Consider the following 19,471-nt stretch of genomic DNA (forward strand, 5'->3'; position numbering starts at 1 on the left):
CGCGATGGAAACCTGGGGGACAGAGCGGCTCGCCCCGGAAGCTACATTCTATCGGGCGTGGGGACACCTAGTAGGCTGAGGCCGTCTCGGAGGGTCTGTCGGAGAAGCTCGACGATTAGGGCCTTGCACTCGCGGGCTCCCTCGTTAGTCTCCCTGATAACGGGGTCGACCTGGTACCAGCTGTTGAACTCGTCGGCTAGCTTCAAGAGGTAGCTGGCTAGGTCTTCTGGAGCCATGTCATCTATTGCTTTAGCGGCTGTGAGGGGGTAGCGGAGGGCTTTCAGTATGAGAGTCCTTCTCTTATCTAGGTTGCACTGGCTATAGTCTATAGAGTCGTAGTTCACCGGGCCATGCTTCCTCAGGATCCCGACGGCCCTCGCATGGGTGTACTGGAGGTAGGGACCCGAGTTCTCCTCTAGATTCAGGGCCCGCTCGGGGTCAAACACTATAGGCCTCCTGGCATTGGTTCTTACAAGAGCGAACCTTAAGGCTCCAACAGCTATCTTCCACGCCACATCATCGACCCACTCTTCACTGGCCTCAGGGTTCCGCTTCCTGACCTCCAAGGACGCCCGTGCATGGAGGGAGTCCAGGATGCCGTCTAGATCCACTAGTTTACCTCTTCTACTACTCATCCTCTGCCCCGGGAGACTCACTATCTCATAGTCATAGTGTATGAGGTTTAGCGCCTCCTTCTTATAACCCAGTCCTAGAAGTGCCAGTCTCAACTGTAGCTGAGCCAGTCTCTGGTCCGCTCCTATAACGTTGACTACCTTGTCCGACGAGAATTCCTCGAACTTGTAGAGCGTATACGCTAGGTCTCTCGTCGTGTAGAGGGTCGTCCCGTCGGCCCGCACTAGTATTAGGGGAGGGATCTCCCATCCCTTCGGGATCCTTATGGCATTCCTAGCTTCCAGGTCCCTCTCCAGAACCTCTTCTATTATCCTAGGTATGTCTATGGCGTCTGTTCCCTTGTATTTGATATAGTAGGGACTCTTCTTCGCCTCCTCTATTATCTTTGCAACCCGGCTACTCCACACAATATCGCTCTCCCAGTCCCAGTCATCGAATTCCACTTCAAGGCGCGAGAGCGTCTCCTTGAATCCTTCGAGGACTGTGCCCGTGACACGCCGAACCAGGCTCCTCTCGGGTTCAAGCCCCCTCTCATAGCGCTGCATAAGCTTCTGTATCTCGGCTTCATGGTCGACTCCAGGTTCAAGCCCTGCTAGTAGCTTATCGAAGTAGGATCCGGGATCTCGCTCTTTTAAACCGGCCGCTATAGCGATTAGCTCGTCTAGCTTGCCGAGTAGAGTCTTCTTATCTTGGTCGTCTGTTAGCCCGTCTATCTCTCTTTTTAGCCTGGCTATATCGAGTAATGTGAACGTCGTGGCGTAGACCCAGCCGACTAGGTGGTCGGGCTTCATATTAAGCTTCCTGGCCTCCTCCAGCGGGTCTACGCCTAGCACTTTGAACCCGTAGGCTACGATGGCGACTTGCTTGCCGACGTCATCTATGTAAAACCTGGTATTTACTATGTGGCCCCGGGCCTCCAGCATCCGGGCCAGTGTATCGCCTATACTAGTATTCCTCGCGTGTCCTATATGAAGTGGATGAATCGGGTTAGCGCTGGTGTGCTCGACTACTATCCTGAGAGGGTTATCGATGGGCGGTATCCTGACTGTCCACCCCCCGCTTAGCATGGCTGAGAGTCTCTTCACGAGCTCGGGCACGTCCAGGGCCAGGTTCATGTATCCCTTCTCAAGAGAGGCTTTTTCGATGGGAAGCCCGAGATCCTTTATATCGCTTAGAATATCGGAGAAGAGCGTGTCCGGGCTTATCCCGTGTCTTCGGGAGAACCTGACGAGGGGTATAGAGAGGTCTCCATACCCCTTCCGCGGAGGGGTTATCAGCCACGAAACCCTCCTGGGATCCTCGCCAGTTCTCCTGGATACGATCTCGGTCAACTTGGTGTGTAGCTCTGTATAGGGATCGGCTCTGTTGGAGTTCATCTCTTACACCATTAGCCCTCCTGGGTGTAGTGTTGAAGCTCGGTCCCAACTAAAATATAGGTAGTGACTCCATGGATATCTGACATGGTCAGCCTCCATGGATGAAGATCAGTGGGCCTCGTCCAGGGCTTACGCTCTATCCAGGCTCGAAGAGCACATGCGGGCGGGCAAAGTTGACCAAGACATAGTAGAGTTCCTGGCGGAGTTCAATAGAGACAGGGAGTGTATGTTTACCACAAGTAGCTGTAGTGGAAGAATAGTTGTTTTGAGGGGAAGAAGCCTCTTCGATAAACGCGGCGCCGAGATAGTCTACTCGTCGCACAGCGCGGAGAGATGCCTCGAAGTACTCGACAACATCGAAGGGGACAACCCAGGTGGAAACGATCTCATCACCTGGATTAGCCTGCAACCACCGATACTGCACATAGCGGCCAAGACCCTGGAAGACGCCGAGTCGGTGGTTAGATGCGGGGTAAGAGCTGGCTTTACCCGGACTTGCTATAGGAGGATGAAGCCCCTTGGCTACCACGTTGAAATAGCAGCCCATGACAAGCTCCACATCATACTACCAGCGGAGAGGCATGCTCTGGAGGAGGTCTGCAACGTGTTAAGGAGGTATAAGGCTAGGTTGAAGACGCTGATCGACTGCCTGCGCAGCTTAACCTGTACGTAGTTCAGATAGGTATCACTGGTGTTTCGCCGAACTTCTCAAGGAAGACTTTATCCCCCGGCTCCACCTCGTCGACCGGTATGATTCTGACGCCTAAGGGCTTACCCTTGGAGATGGAATAGCCCTTCACCTCTAGCAGCAACCCGGCGACCTTGTCGATGTCAGCGGGAACCACGGCTAGGTCTAGCCCGGCTAGACAGACGCCGCTTAGCCTTGCTATATCTCGTGCACTTGTATTCAGCTCGGAGACCCGGGCTTTCATCTTCAAGTCCTCTGCTATAGGCAATTGGACCTCGTTGAACCCGGTTAGCGGTACGCTATTGACTTGCTGGATAGCCTTGTTAACCAGTGAGATACCGTAGGCTATGCCCGGCTCGGGTAGCCTGACCCCGGCTACATATTCCACGAGGCCTAGGGTGGACTCGGCCATCCAAGGAGAGGGGCTCAAGTCCACCCCGACTGGAGTCGCCTTGGCTATCTCCGAGGCTCTCTGCAGCATCTCATGGGCTCCTCTAGCCGCTGAGTTTATCGCTGAGACGAGGCCGTCGAAGCCGCCCTTCCTATAGGCTTCGAGGAGGTAATTCGGGTAGAGGAGTCCCAGCGTGAGCCCCCTGTGGGTCTTTGTACCAGCCAGTGGGAAGTAGGGTGTCTCGATGGGTTCTCCAAGAGTGTTTATCCCGATATGGGTGGCTCTACTGGGCTCCTTCTCCGATAGTTCATGGATTAGTTTACTCGCGTGTCTAGCCTCTTGCCATCCCTCTCCCAGTTGAAGCGATGCATAGTATCCTTCCTCGGTCAGCCTCTCCAGGAACCCTGTGGTTACGCTATCAGCCCTGTAGTTGCCGAGGGAGACAAGTTCTTCGCCTGACATGTTGGATTCGATTACTTCTGAGGCTTCATCTATGCTACAGTTGTCCAGGACTATCCTCCTAGTCCAGACCTCATAGCCGTACTCTCCTACTATAACGTCGCTGGCCTCCGATAGCCGGTAGGATGCATCTTCTAGCTCGCCTAGGGGATCCTCGACGCGCTTACAGTCTAGGTGGAGTGTTAGCATCCTTACACGGTAGGGTTTAGTCATCCTAGAGCCACCCGTCACCACTGGCTCCATCTATTGGACAGGAGGCGTTGCACGTCTCCTAGGGAGCCTATATTCTCTTCTATGAAGATCTCCGCCAGGGGATGTATCTCCGCTTCGATAAGATGCCCCGAGTATACTTCGCCTGGCTTCCTAGCTAGCACTATGTGGAGGTGCGTGTAGTATGTGTTGTCGGGGCCTAACACGCTGTTACCCAGTAAACTCGTCATCTCCATCGTCATTCCCGGCTCTGCCTCCAGGTCGACTGGATAGTATTTTTTCTCGGCGGGGCTGAACACCGCGATTCTAGCCCATCTAATACCGCCGATTCCCTTTATCGACGCGAACTTTATCCCCTGCTTTTCGAGCTCGGAGTCGATGGCCTGTGGAAGCCGGAATCCGTCGTCTAGCCTGAGGAAGAGGACACGGCCGCGTGATAAGAGGGCCTTGCCGCTCGCCATACCGGTTCACACCCTGACAGCAGGTTATACTACTAGGTCGTGGGGTTTAACTTCCCTAGAGCCTATAGGCGTGATCCTAGCTAGCCTGGACTTGGACCACGCCTCCTTTATATCGCGGGCCCCAGCATATCCTAGTGCAGCCTGTAGGCCTGTCGCCATCTCCATTACCTTGACCAGCGCGCTGCCAGTGTAGGGTACTAGGCCCTCTACCCCCTCTTCTATCGCCTTGCTGGGCTTGGAGTACCTGTCTGCTGCGAATCTCCTCTCCATAGCCCCTCTGCTGGCCATTCCACGGTAGACCTTGTAGAGCCTGCCTCCAACCCTGATCTTCTGGCTAGCAGCTTCCTCGCTCCCAGCCAAGAATCTACCGGTCATCACGCTGCTCGCCCCGGCGATGATCGCCTTGGCTGCGTCGCCAGGGTTCTTTATGCCCCCGTCAGCTACTATCGGGATCTTTCCAAGGAGCCCCATCTCCTTGAGTGCATCTGCTACGTTGATTACTGCCTGGAGCGTTGGCACGGCTGTGCCTGCTACCTCGCCCGTGCTGCATATACTCCCGCTGGAGATGCCTACCCTGAGCCCGGCTATGTTGTCTATCCGTGAGATTATATCGACCGCGGCCTCCCTGGTACCTATGTTGCCGGCCACGATATCGACGTCGACTATCTTGGACAGCTTCTTCAGGGCGCTGAGAGCCCCTTCATTATGTAGGTGGGCTACGTCTGTGAACAAGACGTCGGCCCCCGCCTTCACGAGCTCCACAGCTCTTTTCTCGTCGAAGGGACTTATGGCAGCGCCTACCATCAACCTACCCATCTCGTCTGTGAGTGGCGCAGGGTTAACCAGATCGAGCAACGTTATCAGTGCATGCGCCTTACCCGACCAGTAGGCATGGTCAGCTTCTCGGGCTATGAAAACCCCGATGGGAACGCCTCCGTGGTAGACTATGGCGGCCTCGCTGTTGGTCTCCTCAAGCCTCAGTAGCATGTCCTCCAACGCCTCGGGGGAGTCGACGCGCGGTACCTCAGCCCATAAGCTGGGGTTCGACTTCTTCACAACCTTCACATGCTCTACTTGCTCCTCTATACTGTTGTTCCTATGTATAACGCCTAGCGCGCCGAACCGCGCTAGTAGTATCGCTAGTCTACTCTCTGTAACCGTGTCCATGGGGCTTGAGACGAGGGGTATGGATAGCATGATGCTCTTCGAGGCGTACCCCGTTATATCGACTTGGGAAGGCTCCACGCGGGAGAGCCCGGGTACTATGACTGTATCGTCGAAGGTCAGGTATTCGCCCACGATTTTACCCATATTCTAGGCACCGTGGAGAGAGTTGGGATGGGGGTTATTGCGTTTAGCGTTGCCCTTGCTAGCGTGTCTCGATCCTGAAACCTCGCCCGAGCCTTACGACTTTATCTGGGTAGACCCTGATCCCCTTGTCGGTTATGTCGAAGGGATGCCTCTTCATGCTGTGTTTTGTCCCCCTCATCTTCCAGACGAGTAGACTCCTCACCAGCTCGCCTTCAACCTCGTCGAGGTCTAGCCTGATTATCCCGTCGGCTGCATGTTCGACCCCGGGACCGCCGAATCCCCTCTCCGTCACGGATACCTGGCTTACCAGGATGCTGGTAGTGCCTAGCCCCGAGAGGACTCTTTTCAGTAGCATCACCGTCCTCCTAGCCAATACCGGCTTAGCCAGGTACAGTGTCGAGACTGAGTCCACTGCGACCCTGACCGCCCCCGTGTCCCGGATAGCCTGTTTTAGAACGTCTACTAGCAATCCCACATCCTCTGGATCCGCCACGACATACCTCTCCTTTTTAGCCGCCTCGCCGATCCCGCCTGTGAAAGCGTCGACTATAGCGAAGCTTCCCTCCTTCTCGTAATGCCTTACATCCCATCCGAACTGGGCCATGTTTATCCTAACCTGTACCGGGTGCTCTTCGAGGGCGACGAAGACGCCTGGCTCCCCGTTCTTCAAGCCGTTCCAGAGATACTGGTATGAGAATATGGACTTCCCTGTTCCTGGTCCCCCGCTTAGGAGTACGACGTTCCGCTTGGGGATTCCACCGTAGAGTATCTCGTCTAGGCCCGGTATCCCGGTCTTGACCCTCTCAACCATGGTTCGACACCGTTATAGTAGAGGCGTCTGCGGGTAATAATCAATGCGCGGTGAAGTGTCTAGCTGGGGGTCTTCCCCCCGTGTATTCAGGCTCTGATGGGTTTTAGACTGCGCCGTATAGGTAGAATTCGTAGGGGTGCGGCATCGTCCTTATTGTCTCTGCTTCCTTCCTCTTCATCTCTACGTAGGCTTCTATGACGTCATCGTCGAAGACTGGCTTCAGGTATTCGTTATCGGATTCTAGAGCGTCGAGGGCATCGTCGAGGGACTTGGGCAGCATCCTTATACCGTACTTTTCAAAGTCGCTTGGACTTATGTGATATACGTTCTTGTCTATGGGGTCCCCCGGATCCAGTCTCTTCTTGACGCCATCCAGCCCGGCCAACAGCGTGCCAGCTATGGCTAGGTAGGGGTTGGCTGACGGGTCAGGGGTCCTGAACTCTATCCTGGCAGCCGAAGCGCTCTTGAACGCGGGAACCCTTATCATGGCGCTCCTGTTCCGGTAGCCCCATGACACGTACACGGGGGCCTCGTAGCCTGGGACAAGCCTCCGATAGCTGTTTGTAGTTGGCGCTACGAGTGCTGCGAGGCTCTCGGCGTGCTCTAGGATTCCAGCTATGAAGGATCGGGCCACCTGTGATATGCCGGTGCCTCCCTCTTCGTAGAATGCGTTCTTACCGTTGGACCATAGGCTTAGGTGCAGGTGCATCCCGCTGCCATTGTCGCCGTAGATAGGCTTGGGCATGAATACAGCGATCTTCCCCTCCGACATGGCTAGTGTATGTGCAACCCACTTCAAGGTGATTATGTTATCGGATATAACCAGCGGGTTGCTGGCTTCCAGGTCGACCTCGATCTGTCCTAGTGCGACCTCGTGGTGTGTTTCGAGGACCCTCGAATATCCTACGGTGGCCATCAGCTCCCTGAGGCTGCTCCTGTACTCAAGTAGCTTATCGACGGGCTCGACAGTATGGTATGCGGCTTTGAGGCGGCCTACTGAATTGGCCTCCCAGGGGTGTTCCTCCGATGTGGTAGAGTAGCTGATACCGGAGTATGGGTGAGTTACATCGAGTTCTAGACTGTCTAGAACGAAGAATTCCAGCTCGGCGCCTACCAATGCCTCGAATCCATGTGACTCCCTGAGGTAATCCTGTACTTTGCCAGCTATGTACCTAGGGTCCCTGTTGTATCTCTCACCACTGGTGCTATAGATCTCGGACAATATCCTATAGTAGCCCTTGATCCATGGAACCCTCCTCAGGGTAGAGGGATCACCTACCAGGAACAGGTCGCTATCGTTAATAGGCCTGAATCCCGGGACGCTGCTCCCGTCAAATGCCGTCTCGAAGCGGCCGCCCTGGTAGACCGACTCGACACTCCTAAGGAAGCCGGCCAGGTCTATGTACTGGAACAGTATAACGGAGCCCGGTTCGACTGACTGCTCCATATCGGCCACCTGCCGGAGACTTATAATTACATATTCACAAGAACATTCAACACAGTGGTTAATAAAGTTGTACAAGGGGATGACCAACTGTTATCCCGTGAGGATCTGTATGGTTGTATGCCTACCATCGGCATATATCCCGTCTTTAAACACTTGGAGACCGAGAAGGAATAGTGACGCCGCGAGGGTCAATAGACTATGCAGCGAGCACTGCTAAGCGACGACTATACACTGGAGAAGTTGCAGCCCTTTACGAGGGAGTGGTTTAAACGCAAGTACTCCTCCCTGACCCTCCCCCAGCGACTTGCTATACCCCTCATAAAGGATGGACACAATGTACTTATATCGAGTCCCACGGGAACGGGTAAGACGCTCGCTGCATTCACTGCCATAATAGACGAACTCTTCAAGCTATCCCTCTCAGGGAGCCTGGAGGATAAGATATACGCGGTCTACGTCTCTCCCCTGAGAGCGCTGAACAACGACATGTACAGGAACTTGATAGTGCCTATCAAGGAGATCGCAGAGATAGCCAGGGAGAGCGGATATGACCTAGGCGAGATCAGGGTCATGGTCAGGACTAGCGATACCCCACCTAGTGTGAAGCAGAAGATGGTCCGGAAGCCCCCGCACATCCTCATCACGACCCCAGAGAGCCTCTCTATAGCCCTTGTGGCTCCAAAGTTCAGGGAACGCCTAGCGACGGCTCGATGGATTATAGTAGACGAGATACACGAGGTGGCCTCCAGCAAGAGGGGCTCGCATCTAGCCCTCAGCATAGAAAGGCTGGACTACCTAGTCAAGGAGAAAGGAGGGAGACTACAGCGTATAGGGATGTCGGCGACCATAGCGCCCCTAGACGAGGTGGCTAGATTCCTAGCCGGGTATAATGATGATGGGACTCCGCGCGAGGTCAAGATAGTCGACGCGCGTTTCGCGAAGCCCATCGACATACGTGTATTGACCCCGAAGGTCGACCTCATAAACGATCCAGCCAACGTCGTTAACGACGCTATCTACAGGCTTCTGATAGACCTGGTGAAGCAGCACCGCACGACTCTCGTATTCACTAATACGCGGAGCGCCACGGAGCGCGTAGTCTACAAGCTACGCAGTATCCTCGGCAGCGAAGGGTTCTTCGATGCAGACATGATAGAGGCGCACCATTCAAGCCTATCCCGGAGGGTGAGGCTCGAAGTCGAGGAGAAGCTTAAGAGGGGCGAGTTGAAGGTAGTTGTATCGAGCACAAGCCTGGAACTAGGGATAGACATAGGCTACATAGACCTAGTCGTGCTACTCAGTAGCCCGAAGAGCGTTAGCAGGCTCCTCCAGAGGATTGGCAGGGCTGGCCACCACATAAAGGCCGTTAGCAAGGGGAGGATTATCGTAGTTGATAGAGACGACCTCCTGGAGTGCACTGTTCTGGCCAAGTCTGCCATGGAGAGGTTTATCGACAAGGTTAGAATCCCATGTTGCCCGCTAGATGTACTGGCCCAGCACCTGGTCGGGATGAGCATAGAGAGGAAATGGAGCGTCGAGGAAGCCTACAAGCTGGTCAAGAGGAGTTACCCCTTCCACAACCTCTCCTTCGAAGACTTCAAGTCGGTACTGGAGTACCTGGCCGGAAGGTACGGGCTAGAGGAGGAGCGCGTCTACGCCAAGCTCTGGTATGACGAGGAAGAAGGCGTATTCGGGCGCAAGAGGAGTGCCAGGATGATATACCAGCTGAACACAGGGACTATACCCGACGAGGCCGATGTGAAGGTTGTGACGGTCGACGGAAAATACGTGGGCAATGTTGAAGAGGAGTTCGCAGAGGTATTGGTGCCTGGAGACGTCTTCGTACTCTCCGGGAGAACCTTCAAGTTCGTCAAAAGCGATGGGACGAAGATCGTAGTTGAGCCCGCGAAGGACGCTAGGCCCACAGTGCCGAGCTGGTTCAGCGAGATGCTCCCGTTAAGCTTCGACAGCGCGTTGCGGGTGGGCGAATTCAGGAGGAGGATCTGGGAGTTATTGAAGAGGGGGGACTATGATACTGCGAAGAGGGTTCTTGTAGAGGAGTATCTCCTAGAGGATCATGCGGCGAGCGTGATATTGGAGTATATATCGCTGCAGGACCGGTACGTTGGGGTCGTGCCCTCGGATAAACTCTTGCTGGTAGAATACTTCCCCGACGAGGAAAAGGGATACTGGAGTATCGTATTCCACACACTCTACGGTAGAAGGGTCAATGACGCTCTCTCACGACTGTTTGCAAGCAAGCTCTCAGACATCGTGGATCTGCCCGTTAGGATAACTGTTAGTGACAACGGGTTCATGCTGACACTGAAGAAGAAGCCGTCTAAGAAGCTACTCCGAGAGCTGCTGGAGCTCACACTCTCATCGGATCCGCGCGAGGTCCTCAAGAAAGTGATATCGAGGACAGAGCTTATGAAGAGGCGGTTCCGTCATGTTGCTCAGAGGAGCTTCATGATACTTAGAAGGTATAAGGGGAGGGAGCGCTCCCCGGAGAGGTTACAGCTCAGTGCACAGCACATCCTAAAGATACTCCTAGACGCGTTCCCAGAGCACCCAATAGTAAGGGAGACCTATAGGGAGATACTCGAAGACTACATGGATATAAAGAACGCTGAAAGGGTTCTCGAATGGCTGAAGACAGGCGAGGTCAAAGTAGAGATAAAGGGGCCTCTGAGCTATCCCTCTCCATTCGCTCACTCGCTAGTGGTGAGGGGGTACAGTGATATTGTATTGATGGAGGATAGGAAGAAGATCCTAGCCTTGCTCCACAAGAGGATCCTAGAGTACCTAGGCGGCGATGGCGCTAGTGGCTCGTCTGCAGTGACAGTATGAACCGGAGTATATCGGTTCGAGTCACTATGCCGACCGGGTTACCTGCATTGTCTATAACCAGTAGCCGTCCCACGCCGTAGACGTCCATCAGCTTCATCGCTTCAATTATGGTTTCATGCTCGTTTATCGTGAACACGTTCCTCCTCATATACCTGGATACAGGCGCGTCTAGATCCCCTCCCGTACCCACGATCATTGATATATCTGTTGTCGTGAGGAACCCCACTACCTTGTTGTCGCGGTCAACTACAGGCGCCCCCCTTATCCGCTTCTCATAGAGTAGCTTGGCCGCGTCCCTAACGCTCATCGACTCCGATATAGTGTGTAGCCTCCTCGTGGCTACGCGGCCCACCAGCTCGTCTGGTATAATCACGAGCTTGTCGATATCAATAGATACCTCGCCCCCCTGGGGGTTCACCTTACTCACGATCCCCTCTACGATGAGCTTGCCCGCGGGGCCGCTCTCGACCCTAACCTTGTCACCCACCCGGATTACGCTTATATCGCCTCCCACCCTGGCCAGCGCTCTGGGCTTCTCCGGGCGGAAGATGTTTATGATCTCCATGTGGATAGCCGGTAGTCTCTTCACGCCATCCTCCTTATATACAAGCATGTACCCGTAGCCTAGGTGCGTATAAGTTGCTGGGGTGCCGAGTACCTCGTAGGCTTTAAGTGTAGGCGCGTAGCCGCCCGCGGGCCCGGTCCTGCTCTCTACCAGACCCATGTTTTTGAGCATCATTATCACGTTCCTGACAGTCCCCTCGTCTTTGTTGAGTAGCTTGGCTACCTCCTTACTCTTAACCATCCCCTTCCTTCCCTTCTTCTCGTAGAGTTCTACTAGCACGTTCAGTATGGCTTTCTGTGTTTCCGTCAATACAACCATTATTTAACCGCCGGAGAGTCGATTGTCATATGTTGTGGTATATAAAAATGTGAAGATAATAGCGACCGGTACCCGGGATCATATTTCTCTAAAAAACTATTTCCAAGGAGGCACGTGTTATTTCTTCTTAGCCTTTCGTCCCCCAGCGAGTATATGCCTCAAGTTATTCCTCCTGACGCCGAAGACCCCCGTGGCTATCTTCTCTATATAGGAATCGTCCGGTATAGAGCCCTGCAGATCTGAGAACGCGAGGGCTGATGCCTGCTTTAACGCCTCCTTCGTTATCCTATCCCTAACCTCCCCCCGGTAGATCGAAGCGGCTACCTTGAATGCTATATAGAATCTAGCGTACTTCACGGCTATCCTCTCCTTCTCGGGGAACGCCTTGGTGAACGCCTTGAGTAGCTCTGCCAGCGCTTTTTCATCGCTGAACCCGAAGTATATCTCGGTGAATTTCAACCTGAACATCCTGGCTACCGTGTTGTCGTCGAGCCTCCCGCCCATTAGGGCTACTATCTTGTCCTTGGCTTTCTCGGGTTCCTCGGATAACAGTATCTTTATCGCCTTGTCGTATCTTATTTCGTTCGGGAATAGAGCGTCGAAGAGCTTGGGGTATAGTTCCTCCAGGCCCATACCGTATTTGCCGACTATGTAGAGGCTGGTCATCTCTTTGTCGTAGAGGTCTTCGGGGGTGCTTGCCCCCTTTAGCGGGGTTATCTTTTCTTCGGCGTAGGCCTGTTTTAACAGGTCTATTACCCGCTCCCTGGTTAGGTTCTCGTTACTCTCCCAGGAGTCTATGATCCTATTCCATAGATCCATTAGTACGGAGAGCCTTCTCTGCACGTCCCTACTCTTTTCAACCATCCCATACACCTTATTTTTAATATGATATTTATATTGTTGTCCACTGTCGGTACCTATCCACCACACACATACGCTCCGCCGGCATTTAAATTAAAGGATGAAAGTGCCCTGCCGCCATATAAGCTAGTATAGGACTCTAAAGCTTAACACTATAGAGGGTGGGGCCTATTGCGCAGACCAGATAACATAATAGATGACTACTTGCTCGACACGTCGATTAAGGTGAGGACGCTATCGCTAGTAGTACTCTTCGCAATTACAATGATACTCTCGACCCTATACTGGCCTGAGGTATCGTCAACCCCTATTGCGGAGTACGTCAAGCGGAGCTATAGCGATGTCGAGGAAAACGTTGACCTGTTTAGGGGCGCCACCTACTTGTTAATCCCCCTTTATATATTCGTCAGGAATCTACTAGTCGTGACCTTATCAACGATACTAAGCGTTACAGTGATCATTCCATTCGCTATAGTCGTGTTTAACGGGTCTATCATAGGGTTTGTTATCAGAAGGGCGCTGACAGAGGCTCCAATTATGCAGTCCACCAATCCAGGTCCTCTAGTGATAGCCTCGCTGTTACCCCACGGGTCCATAGAGATACCAGCTATAGCGATTGCGACATCAACAGCGTTCTACTTTGTAGATAAGTTAATGGGTAGAAGAGTGGAATTCTCTCGGGTAGCGAGGAGGAATCTATTGCTGGCGGGCTCGATACTGGTTTTCTCGGCCTTGGTTGAGGCGTTTATCACGCCGCTAGCAGTAATAATACTATTAATACTACAAATAATATAATATATGGTGTATGGTATGCATAAGGGTAGAACGCTCGCCCCAAGCTCAAATCCTTCCCTGAGACAACCAAATACGGGACCAGTCAATCGACATAGAACGTCCTCTATTGTATTATTATATATTATAGTATTAATTATATTTAATGGTGCCGGGGTCCACGCGCTTCAATGCACGGACAACAACATCATATACGAAGTCGATGAAAACATAACCCGTGGGACGCTGCTGTCAATAAACTGCTCGGCAGGCTACATAACACTGAAAATCCAATTCACCGGAGAATGCCCCAGGAAAGCCACAGTATCGATACCAGGCTCCCTCAATACAACGCTAATACCGATCCATGAGGCCACGGGAAACAAGTCTTGCACCGAAGAATTCACAACGAGGAAACTATCCTTCATAAAACTCGAACCAGGAGAAAACATGACAATCCTCTTCCCGGGCCACGGCACGATAACAGTAAAGACAGCTAAAGCCGCAGAGGACGCCACCAGAGCTAGTAAACCTGTCGTCCACACCGAGAATGGCACGAATACGAGCGGCCGTAGAGTATATACACCAGAGGAACTCGATGAAAGTAGCAGTCAGGGCTTGATTAATAAAATGCCTAGTTGGTCAACTCCCCTAGTAGAGACTATAGCCATAGTGGTCTCAGCGAGCCTAACCATAGCATCCGCGGTGAAGGAGTATGGATGGAATAGAAAAGGCGATAAGAGCCCTAGCAGAGGGGACCCCGGTACTAGTATTCGACAGCGACGATAGAGAAGGAGAAGTTGACATGGTATTCCACGCCTCCCATGCAACGCCAGATAGAGTGTATAAGCTAAGAACTGAAGCCGGGGGATTAATCTGCTATGCAACGGATTGGAGGATTGCATCGGGTCTAGGGCTCACGTGGGGAGACACGTTGATAGCGTTACACGACCCCCTACGCCCGCTTACGTTGAAGAGGCTGGGCTACGGTGACAGGCCCGCCTTCACCATCTGGGTGAACCATATAGGAGTTAAAACAGGTATATCCGACGAGGACAGGGCCAGGACAATAAGAGAACTAGACAAGACAGTCTCATTGTATATCGAGAATGGCCCGGAGGAAGCCCGGGAGAAGTTCGTAAGCGAGTTCCAAGCCCCAGGCCACGTCCCTCTACTAGCTGGCAGACCGTTACGCGAGAGAAGAGGGCATACAGAGCTAAGCCTAGCCCTAGCGAGGCTAGCTAATCTAACACCAAGCGTATTCTTCGCCGAGATGCTAGACTACGGGAAGAGCATGAGCGTGGAAACCGCCACGAGACTCGCAGAGAAAAATAAATGGCCAATCATAGACGGATTCACTATAATAGAGGCGTGCAGACGTGAAGAAGTGTGTTGGCGTGGTTGACACTACCTTCGCCAGGGTCGACATGGGAGGAATAGCAGTGAGAACGATAGAGGAGAACCTCCCCGGCCACACGATTCTAAGACACACAGTCCCTGGGGTAAAGGACCTTCCAGGAGCCGCCAAGAGACTCCTAGATCAGGGATGCGAGGGGGTAATCACCCTGGGATGGATAGGATCAAGGGAGGCCGACAAGCTATCGTACCTCGCCGCTAGCATAGGCTTGATACTAGTAGAGGTGCTCACTGGAAAGATAGTCATAGATGTGACCGTGCATGAAGACGAGGCACCTGGAGACCCGGAGAAGCTGAAAGCGATAGCTGTAGACAGAACCAGGAAGCATGCCCTGAACCTAGTCCGCCTGCTAAGGGAGGGCCCCCAGGCTCTGGTAAGGTACGCAGGCCAAGGGCTACGACAGGGCTATCCTGACGCGGGCCCCCTCTGACTCCTACTGGGAATGCGTACGACCCAGGACCCTAGATCCCTATCATAATAGGCCAACCCGCTTCTCAGAAGCACCTGGAAAAGCCTCCTAGCCTGTTCTCCCAGCTTCGTTGTTAGAAGCTTCTCCACCTCGTCCGGATCGCTTATACCCAACCTAGAGACGAGGTTGACGAACTCCTCCCAGTATTCCGGGTCGACCCCCACGGTCTCGCCTGCACCCGATATGACAATAGCTCCCTCCCTCTCCAGCTTCTGGAAGAGCCTGTTAGGCGCCTTCATCCAGGCAACGTCACTATAGAACACGACCTTCTGCTCCTTCAACCTATCTATAGCAGAAGGCCTCTTCTGCCTCTGTTGCCTCTCATAGCGTTCATAGGATCTAGGCCTCTCCACGTACTCTTCCCTCCTCTGCTCTTGATCCTCTCTAGCCTCAAGCAGCTCGATAACCTCTCCGAGCCGGCGGTAGATCTCGTCTATCTTCCCAGTGTAGGGGTTCAGTATATCTTCGATTCTCCTCTCAAGCCTCTTGGCGATGAGCTCTGAGAGCTCTTTGATGTCAAGCGGAGATCTAGGCACTTCTACCTCGTGCTCTCCCCCCGATAAGACCTCTGCTATGAGAGCTCTCACGAAATCGCTAGCCAGGTTGTAACCCTTCTTCTCGGCTAGAGCCTCCAGGGCTAGGTACTGGGACTTAGTCAACTCTATTCTCAGTACTATCTTCTCCTCATCCTCCAATACAAGCGTCCCCATGGAAACAGGGTGTAATCTCGGGGTTATGTTTCATAATGAGCCCCCTCCACACGTATCCTATCCCCTGCCTTGCCTGTCCTTATGTCGTGAAGCGCCTTTGCAGCGTGTTTCAACGCCTCTCTAGCAGTCGGTGCTATCCCGACGCCGGCTTTAAGATCGTGGACGACGACTAGCTCCTCGACGATGGACTTGAACCCGGTGAATGGGAGGAGTACTAGAATGTTGTCACCGCCCAGGTACTGTGCTACAGCCCCACGATAGTGCGCCCTCGTCTCTATCTCCGAGATAACGTGGAGAACGGTGTTGTATGTGGTTAGTAGCCCCAAGCGGCGCGTCATCACAGTTATCCCGTTAAGGTCGAAATGGCCGGCGACTACGATCTCGTTATCCCCGCATTCGTCGAGAACAAACTCCTCGCCCTCTTTTATGCGGGTCCAAGCGTTCTCCATAGCCTCTACAGGGGTCGAGCCGCACGAGGCGGCGAGCCTCACAGGCACTGGGGAGATCTCGCGGGCCTTATCGTAGAGCCTCTTCAATCCTTCATCAGAGACATTGGAAGCCGCCACTGCCATATAGTCATAGCGCAGCGGCAGGATGAATCCCCCGTAATCTGCTATCACTTGTTGCAGGCTCGAATAGAGCGTTGACTGGACTATCTGCAGTCTCCACTCCCTGTCATCTCCGATGGCCTCAGTCCACTCCCTGTAGCCGACTAGTTCGAGCACCGCCATCCTGATCCTGGCCATTTTCCACGCACCCGTCTCCTAGAGATAGGCATCTTTGGCCTACTCGACCTCGATCATCTCACCGTTATACGTGGCCTCCTCTGCAAGCTTCATCCTCCTAGCCAGCTTGACAGCAGCTTCCACGGCCCTTCTAGCGTATTCCTCGGCTCTCTCAAGGGCCTGCATCCTAGTTGCTCCAGGGCCGATGACTCCAAGTGACACGGGCTTCCCATGCTCGACTCCGAGGTCCACGATCTTCCTTGCGGCCTGGTGGGCTACTACCTCGTCATGCTCGGTTTCCCCCTCAATAACCGCTCCAAGGGCGACGATGGCATCGACATAGTCCTTGCCTATGATCGAGGATACCCCGTATGGGATATCGAAGGTACCAGGTACTTTGAAGACGATTGCGACCTCAGCGCCAAGGAACTTGGCATGGCTAATGGCTTTCTCTAACATTAGCCGTGTGACGTCGTAGTTGAACTCAGCAACCACTATGCCGAGGCGTATTCTAGCCAACTCTCTCCACACCAGCGCTAGAATCCCCTAATAAGGAATATATCATTATTATACTAGGCAGAGAGACGGGCTATGAGGTGGCATAGCAGGGCCGAGGCTATTGTATGACGACGCCGCGCGGGCCCGAGCCCCTTATTCCAAAGATTTATCTACCCCACGACACCATTAGAGACAGGGTGTCGACGATGAGCATAGATGGCTTAACCCTAAGGGTAGCTGAGGCCTACCATAGAGATGTCGGTAGGAAGATAGCCAGGATAGACAGGAAGGCCATGAAATCACTCAGCGTAGAAACAGGCGACTACATAAAGATCAGCGGCAAGGAACACGACGTAGTCGCGTCAGTATGGCCCCTTAGACCAGAAGACGAGGGCAAGGATATCATAAGGATAGACGGCTACTTGAGAGCCGCTCTAGGAGTCGGAATCGGGGATACTGTCACGGTATACAAGGCCACCAAAGTCGAGCCTGCACAGAAAGTAGTGCTGGCACCGCTGGAACCCATAAGATTCGGCCCCGACTTCGTGGCCTACGTAAAGGAGTTCCTGTTGAGGAAACCTATAGCCAGAGGAGAGATCATAGTAGTACCACTCCTAGAAGGCATACCGCTAGCCGTAGTATCAACGCAGCCAGCCCAGATGGTCTACGTCACCGAGAGGACGGAAATCAACATTAAAGAGAAGCCAGTAAAGGCCGAGGAAGTCGCTAGAGCCAGAGGAGTCCCCAAGGTAACATGGGAGGACATAGGCGACCTAGAAGAGGCCAAGGAGAGGATAAGAGAGATCGTGGAACTCCCCATGAAATACCCAGAACTCTTCAAGCACCTGGGCATCGAGCCTCCTAAGGGTGTCCTCTTGTATGGTCCTCCTGGTACTGGTAAGACTCTTCTCGCCAAAGCTCTAGCCAACGAGATAGGAGCATACTTCATCTCGATCAATGGTCCTGAGATTATGAGTAAGTTTTATGGTGAGAGTGAGCAGAGGCTTAGGGAGATCTTCAAGGAGGCCGAGGAGAACGCGCCAAGCATAATATTCATAGACGAGATAGACGCAATAGCACCGAAGAGAGAAGAAGTAACAGGAGAAGTCGAGAAGAGAGTCGTAGCACAGCTCCTAACGCTAATGGATGGCCTGAAAGAGAGAGGCCGGGTGATAGTTATCGCGGCGACCAACAGGCCCGACGCAGTAGACCCGGCTCTGAGGAGGCCCGGCCGGTTCGACAGAGAAATCGAGATCAGACCCCCCGACAAACGTGCAAGGATAGAGATCCTAAAAGTCCACACAAGGCACATGCCACTAGCTGATGACGTGGACCTAGATAAGCTAGCCGAGATGACCCACGGCTACACGGGCGCAGACCTAGCAGCGCTGGCCAAGGAGGCCGCTATGGCTGCCCTACGGAGATTCATAAAGTCTGGCAAGATAGATCTCACAAAAGAGACTATACCCACGAGCGTGTTCAAGGAACTGAAAGTCACTATGAAAGACTTCCTAGAGGCTATGAAGCTAGTGAGGCCAACCCTGATCAGAGAGGTATTCGTAGAGGTACCACAGGTCAAGTGGGAGGACATAGGAGGCCTAGAGAACGTAAAGCAAGAGCTACGCGAAGCCGTCGAATGGCCGCTCAAATACCCCAAGGTCTTCGAGGAAATGGGTATTAAGCCTCCTCGTGGTATTCTTTTGTTTGGTCCTCCTGGTACTGGTAAGACTCTTCTCGCTAAGGCTGTTGCGACTGAGAGTGGGGCTAACTTCATAGCAGTGCGGGGCCCAGAAGTACTAAGCAAATGGGTAGGAGAAAGCGAGAAGGCTGTTAGGAGGATCTTCGAGAGGGCCAGGCAGGTCGCCCCGACGGTCGTGTTCTTCGACGAAATAGACGCAATAGCCCCAGCCCGCGGCTTCAGGCATGACACGAGCGGCGTGACAGACAGGATAGTCAACCAGCTACTGACAGAGCTAGACGGCATAGTCCCCCTCCAGAACGTGGTGGTCATCGCGGCGACCAACAGGCCCGACATAATAGACCCAGCCCTACTAAGGCCCGGCCGGTTCGACAGGCTGATCTACGTGCCACCGCCGGACAAGGAGGCAAGGAAGCAGATATTCAAGGTCCATACTAGGAAGGTGCCGTTGGCTGATGACGTGGACCTGGATAAGCTGGCCGAGCTCACAGAAGGATACACGGGCGCCGACATAGAGGCCGTGGTCAGGGAGGCTGTAATGATAAAACTCAGGGAGAAACTAGAAGTAGGCCCCGTCGAGATGAAGCACTTCATGGAGGCACTGAAGAGGGTCCCGCCAAGCCTGACCCCAGAAGACGTAAAACGCTACGAGAGGATGGCCCGCGAGCTCAAGAAGCTCAGCCTAGGATAGAGAGGATGCCCAGGAAAAGAACATCATCTCCTCCATATTAAACCCTTCATCCCCTAATATTTTTGGAAAGGCTTAGATAGGGTACCTAATCCACTTCGAGTGCCACTGGA

18 protein-coding genes are annotated in these 19,471 nt (G+C 53.4%); 7 read left to right on the forward strand and 11 right to left on the reverse strand.

The window, feature by feature from the left end; all coding sequences use genetic code 11:
- Positions 1-41 precede the first annotated feature (41 nt).
- Positions 42-2,009: an arginine--tRNA ligase gene (locus F7C38_01835; protein MCE4600293.1), complete on the reverse strand. Its 1,968-nt coding sequence runs from the start codon at positions 2,007-2,009 to the stop codon at positions 42-44.
- Between the two features lie 97 nt (positions 2,010-2,106).
- Here F7C38_01835 and F7C38_01840 point away from each other — a divergent pair, with 97 nt between their 5' ends.
- Positions 2,107-2,682 carry a hypothetical protein gene (locus F7C38_01840; GenBank protein ID MCE4600294.1) on the forward strand — a complete coding sequence of 192 codons (576 nt, stop codon included), beginning with the start codon at positions 2,107-2,109 and terminating at the stop codon, positions 2,680-2,682.
- Between the two features lies 1 nt (position 2,683).
- Here F7C38_01840 and F7C38_01845 read toward each other — a convergent pair whose 3' ends face one another.
- The 5 genes from F7C38_01845 to glnA all read right to left on the reverse strand — a co-directional run bounded on the left by F7C38_01845 (position 2,684) and on the right by glnA (position 7,787).
- Positions 2,684-3,760: a DUF711 family protein gene (locus F7C38_01845; protein MCE4600295.1), complete on the reverse strand. Its 1,077-nt coding sequence runs from the start codon at positions 3,758-3,760 to the stop codon at positions 2,684-2,686.
- A 14-nt stretch (positions 3,761-3,774) separates the two neighbouring features.
- Positions 3,775-4,218 (reverse strand): DUF296 domain-containing protein, encoded by a 444-nt coding sequence (locus F7C38_01850; GenBank protein ID MCE4600296.1) that lies wholly within the window; start codon positions 4,216-4,218, stop codon positions 3,775-3,777.
- A gap of 24 nt (positions 4,219-4,242) precedes the next feature.
- Complete coding sequence (locus tag F7C38_01855; GenBank protein ID MCE4600297.1) at positions 4,243-5,529, reverse strand: IMP dehydrogenase; 1,287 nt, start codon at positions 5,527-5,529, stop codon at positions 4,243-4,245.
- Positions 5,530-5,587: 58 nt separating this feature from the next.
- Complete coding sequence (locus tag F7C38_01860; GenBank protein MCE4600298.1) at positions 5,588-6,340, reverse strand: KaiC domain-containing protein; 753 nt, start codon at positions 6,338-6,340, stop codon at positions 5,588-5,590.
- 103 nt (positions 6,341-6,443) lie between these two features.
- Positions 6,444-7,787 carry a type I glutamate--ammonia ligase gene (glnA, locus tag F7C38_01865; protein ID MCE4600299.1) on the reverse strand — a complete coding sequence of 448 codons (1,344 nt, stop codon included), beginning with the start codon at positions 7,785-7,787 and terminating at the stop codon, positions 6,444-6,446.
- A 198-nt stretch (positions 7,788-7,985) separates the two neighbouring features.
- Here glnA and F7C38_01870 point away from each other — a divergent pair, with 198 nt between their 5' ends.
- Complete coding sequence (locus F7C38_01870; GenBank protein ID MCE4600300.1) at positions 7,986-10,637, forward strand: ATP-dependent helicase; 2,652 nt, start codon at positions 7,986-7,988, stop codon at positions 10,635-10,637.
- On the opposite strand, the gene F7C38_01875 is transcribed toward F7C38_01870, so the two are convergent.
- Both F7C38_01875 and F7C38_01880 read right to left on the reverse strand, forming a co-directional pair.
- The gene (locus F7C38_01875) at positions 10,609-11,520 is read right to left on the reverse strand and encodes a CBS domain-containing protein (protein MCE4600301.1); all 912 of its coding nucleotides are present in this window, start codon (positions 11,518-11,520) and stop codon (positions 10,609-10,611) included. The two genes, F7C38_01870 and F7C38_01875, sit on opposite strands and share 29 nt — an antisense overlap.
- A gap of 117 nt (positions 11,521-11,637) precedes the next feature.
- Positions 11,638-12,384: a DUF2192 domain-containing protein gene (locus tag F7C38_01880; GenBank protein ID MCE4600302.1), complete on the reverse strand. Its 747-nt coding sequence runs from the start codon at positions 12,382-12,384 to the stop codon at positions 11,638-11,640.
- Positions 12,385-12,552: 168 nt separating this feature from the next.
- On the opposite strand from F7C38_01880, the gene F7C38_01885 reads away from it, so the two are divergent.
- From F7C38_01885 to ribC, 4 genes are read left to right on the forward strand one after another with little or no spacing between them, the layout of a single operon-like run.
- The gene (locus F7C38_01885) at positions 12,553-13,176 is read left to right on the forward strand and encodes a stage II sporulation protein M (protein MCE4600303.1); all 624 of its coding nucleotides are present in this window, start codon (positions 12,553-12,555) and stop codon (positions 13,174-13,176) included.
- Between the two features lie 15 nt (positions 13,177-13,191).
- The gene (locus F7C38_01890) at positions 13,192-13,941 is read left to right on the forward strand and encodes a hypothetical protein (GenBank protein MCE4600304.1); all 750 of its coding nucleotides are present in this window, start codon (positions 13,192-13,194) and stop codon (positions 13,939-13,941) included.
- On the forward strand, positions 13,868-14,557 hold the full coding sequence (locus F7C38_01895; GenBank protein ID MCE4600305.1) for a 3,4-dihydroxy-2-butanone-4-phosphate synthase: 690 nt from the start codon (positions 13,868-13,870) through the stop codon (positions 14,555-14,557). Before F7C38_01890 ends, F7C38_01895 begins: the two co-directional genes overlap by 74 nt.
- The gene (gene ribC / locus F7C38_01900; protein MCE4600306.1) at positions 14,532-14,999 is read left to right on the forward strand and encodes a riboflavin synthase; all 468 of its coding nucleotides are present in this window, start codon (positions 14,532-14,534) and stop codon (positions 14,997-14,999) included. Before F7C38_01895 ends, ribC begins: the two co-directional genes overlap by 26 nt.
- Here the strand turns inward: ribC and F7C38_01905 are convergent.
- Genes F7C38_01905 through ribH form a run of 3 tightly spaced genes read right to left on the reverse strand, consistent with a single transcriptional unit; the run spans position 14,975 to position 16,992 of the window.
- The gene (locus F7C38_01905; protein MCE4600307.1) at positions 14,975-15,733 is read right to left on the reverse strand and encodes a hypothetical protein; all 759 of its coding nucleotides are present in this window, start codon (positions 15,731-15,733) and stop codon (positions 14,975-14,977) included. The genes ribC and F7C38_01905 overlap by 25 nt on opposite strands.
- Positions 15,734-15,771: 38 nt before the next feature.
- Positions 15,772-16,494, reverse strand: a complete 723-nt coding sequence (locus F7C38_01910) for a GTP cyclohydrolase IIa (protein MCE4600308.1) — start codon at positions 16,492-16,494, stop codon at positions 15,772-15,774.
- A 39-nt stretch (positions 16,495-16,533) separates the two neighbouring features.
- Positions 16,534-16,992 carry a 6,7-dimethyl-8-ribityllumazine synthase gene (gene ribH / locus F7C38_01915; GenBank protein MCE4600309.1) on the reverse strand — a complete coding sequence of 153 codons (459 nt, stop codon included), beginning with the start codon at positions 16,990-16,992 and terminating at the stop codon, positions 16,534-16,536.
- A gap of 185 nt (positions 16,993-17,177) precedes the next feature.
- Between ribH and F7C38_01920 the strand changes: the two genes are divergently transcribed.
- Positions 17,178-19,361 carry a CDC48 family AAA ATPase gene (locus F7C38_01920; protein ID MCE4600310.1) on the forward strand — a complete coding sequence of 728 codons (2,184 nt, stop codon included), beginning with the start codon at positions 17,178-17,180 and terminating at the stop codon, positions 19,359-19,361.
- Positions 19,362-19,471 lie beyond the last annotated feature (110 nt).

The organism is Candidatus Thermodiscus eudorianus, assembly GCA_015521085.1.
GTDB classification, from domain to species: Archaea; Thermoproteota; Thermoprotei_A; order Sulfolobales; family Acidilobaceae; genus Thermodiscus; species Thermodiscus eudorianus.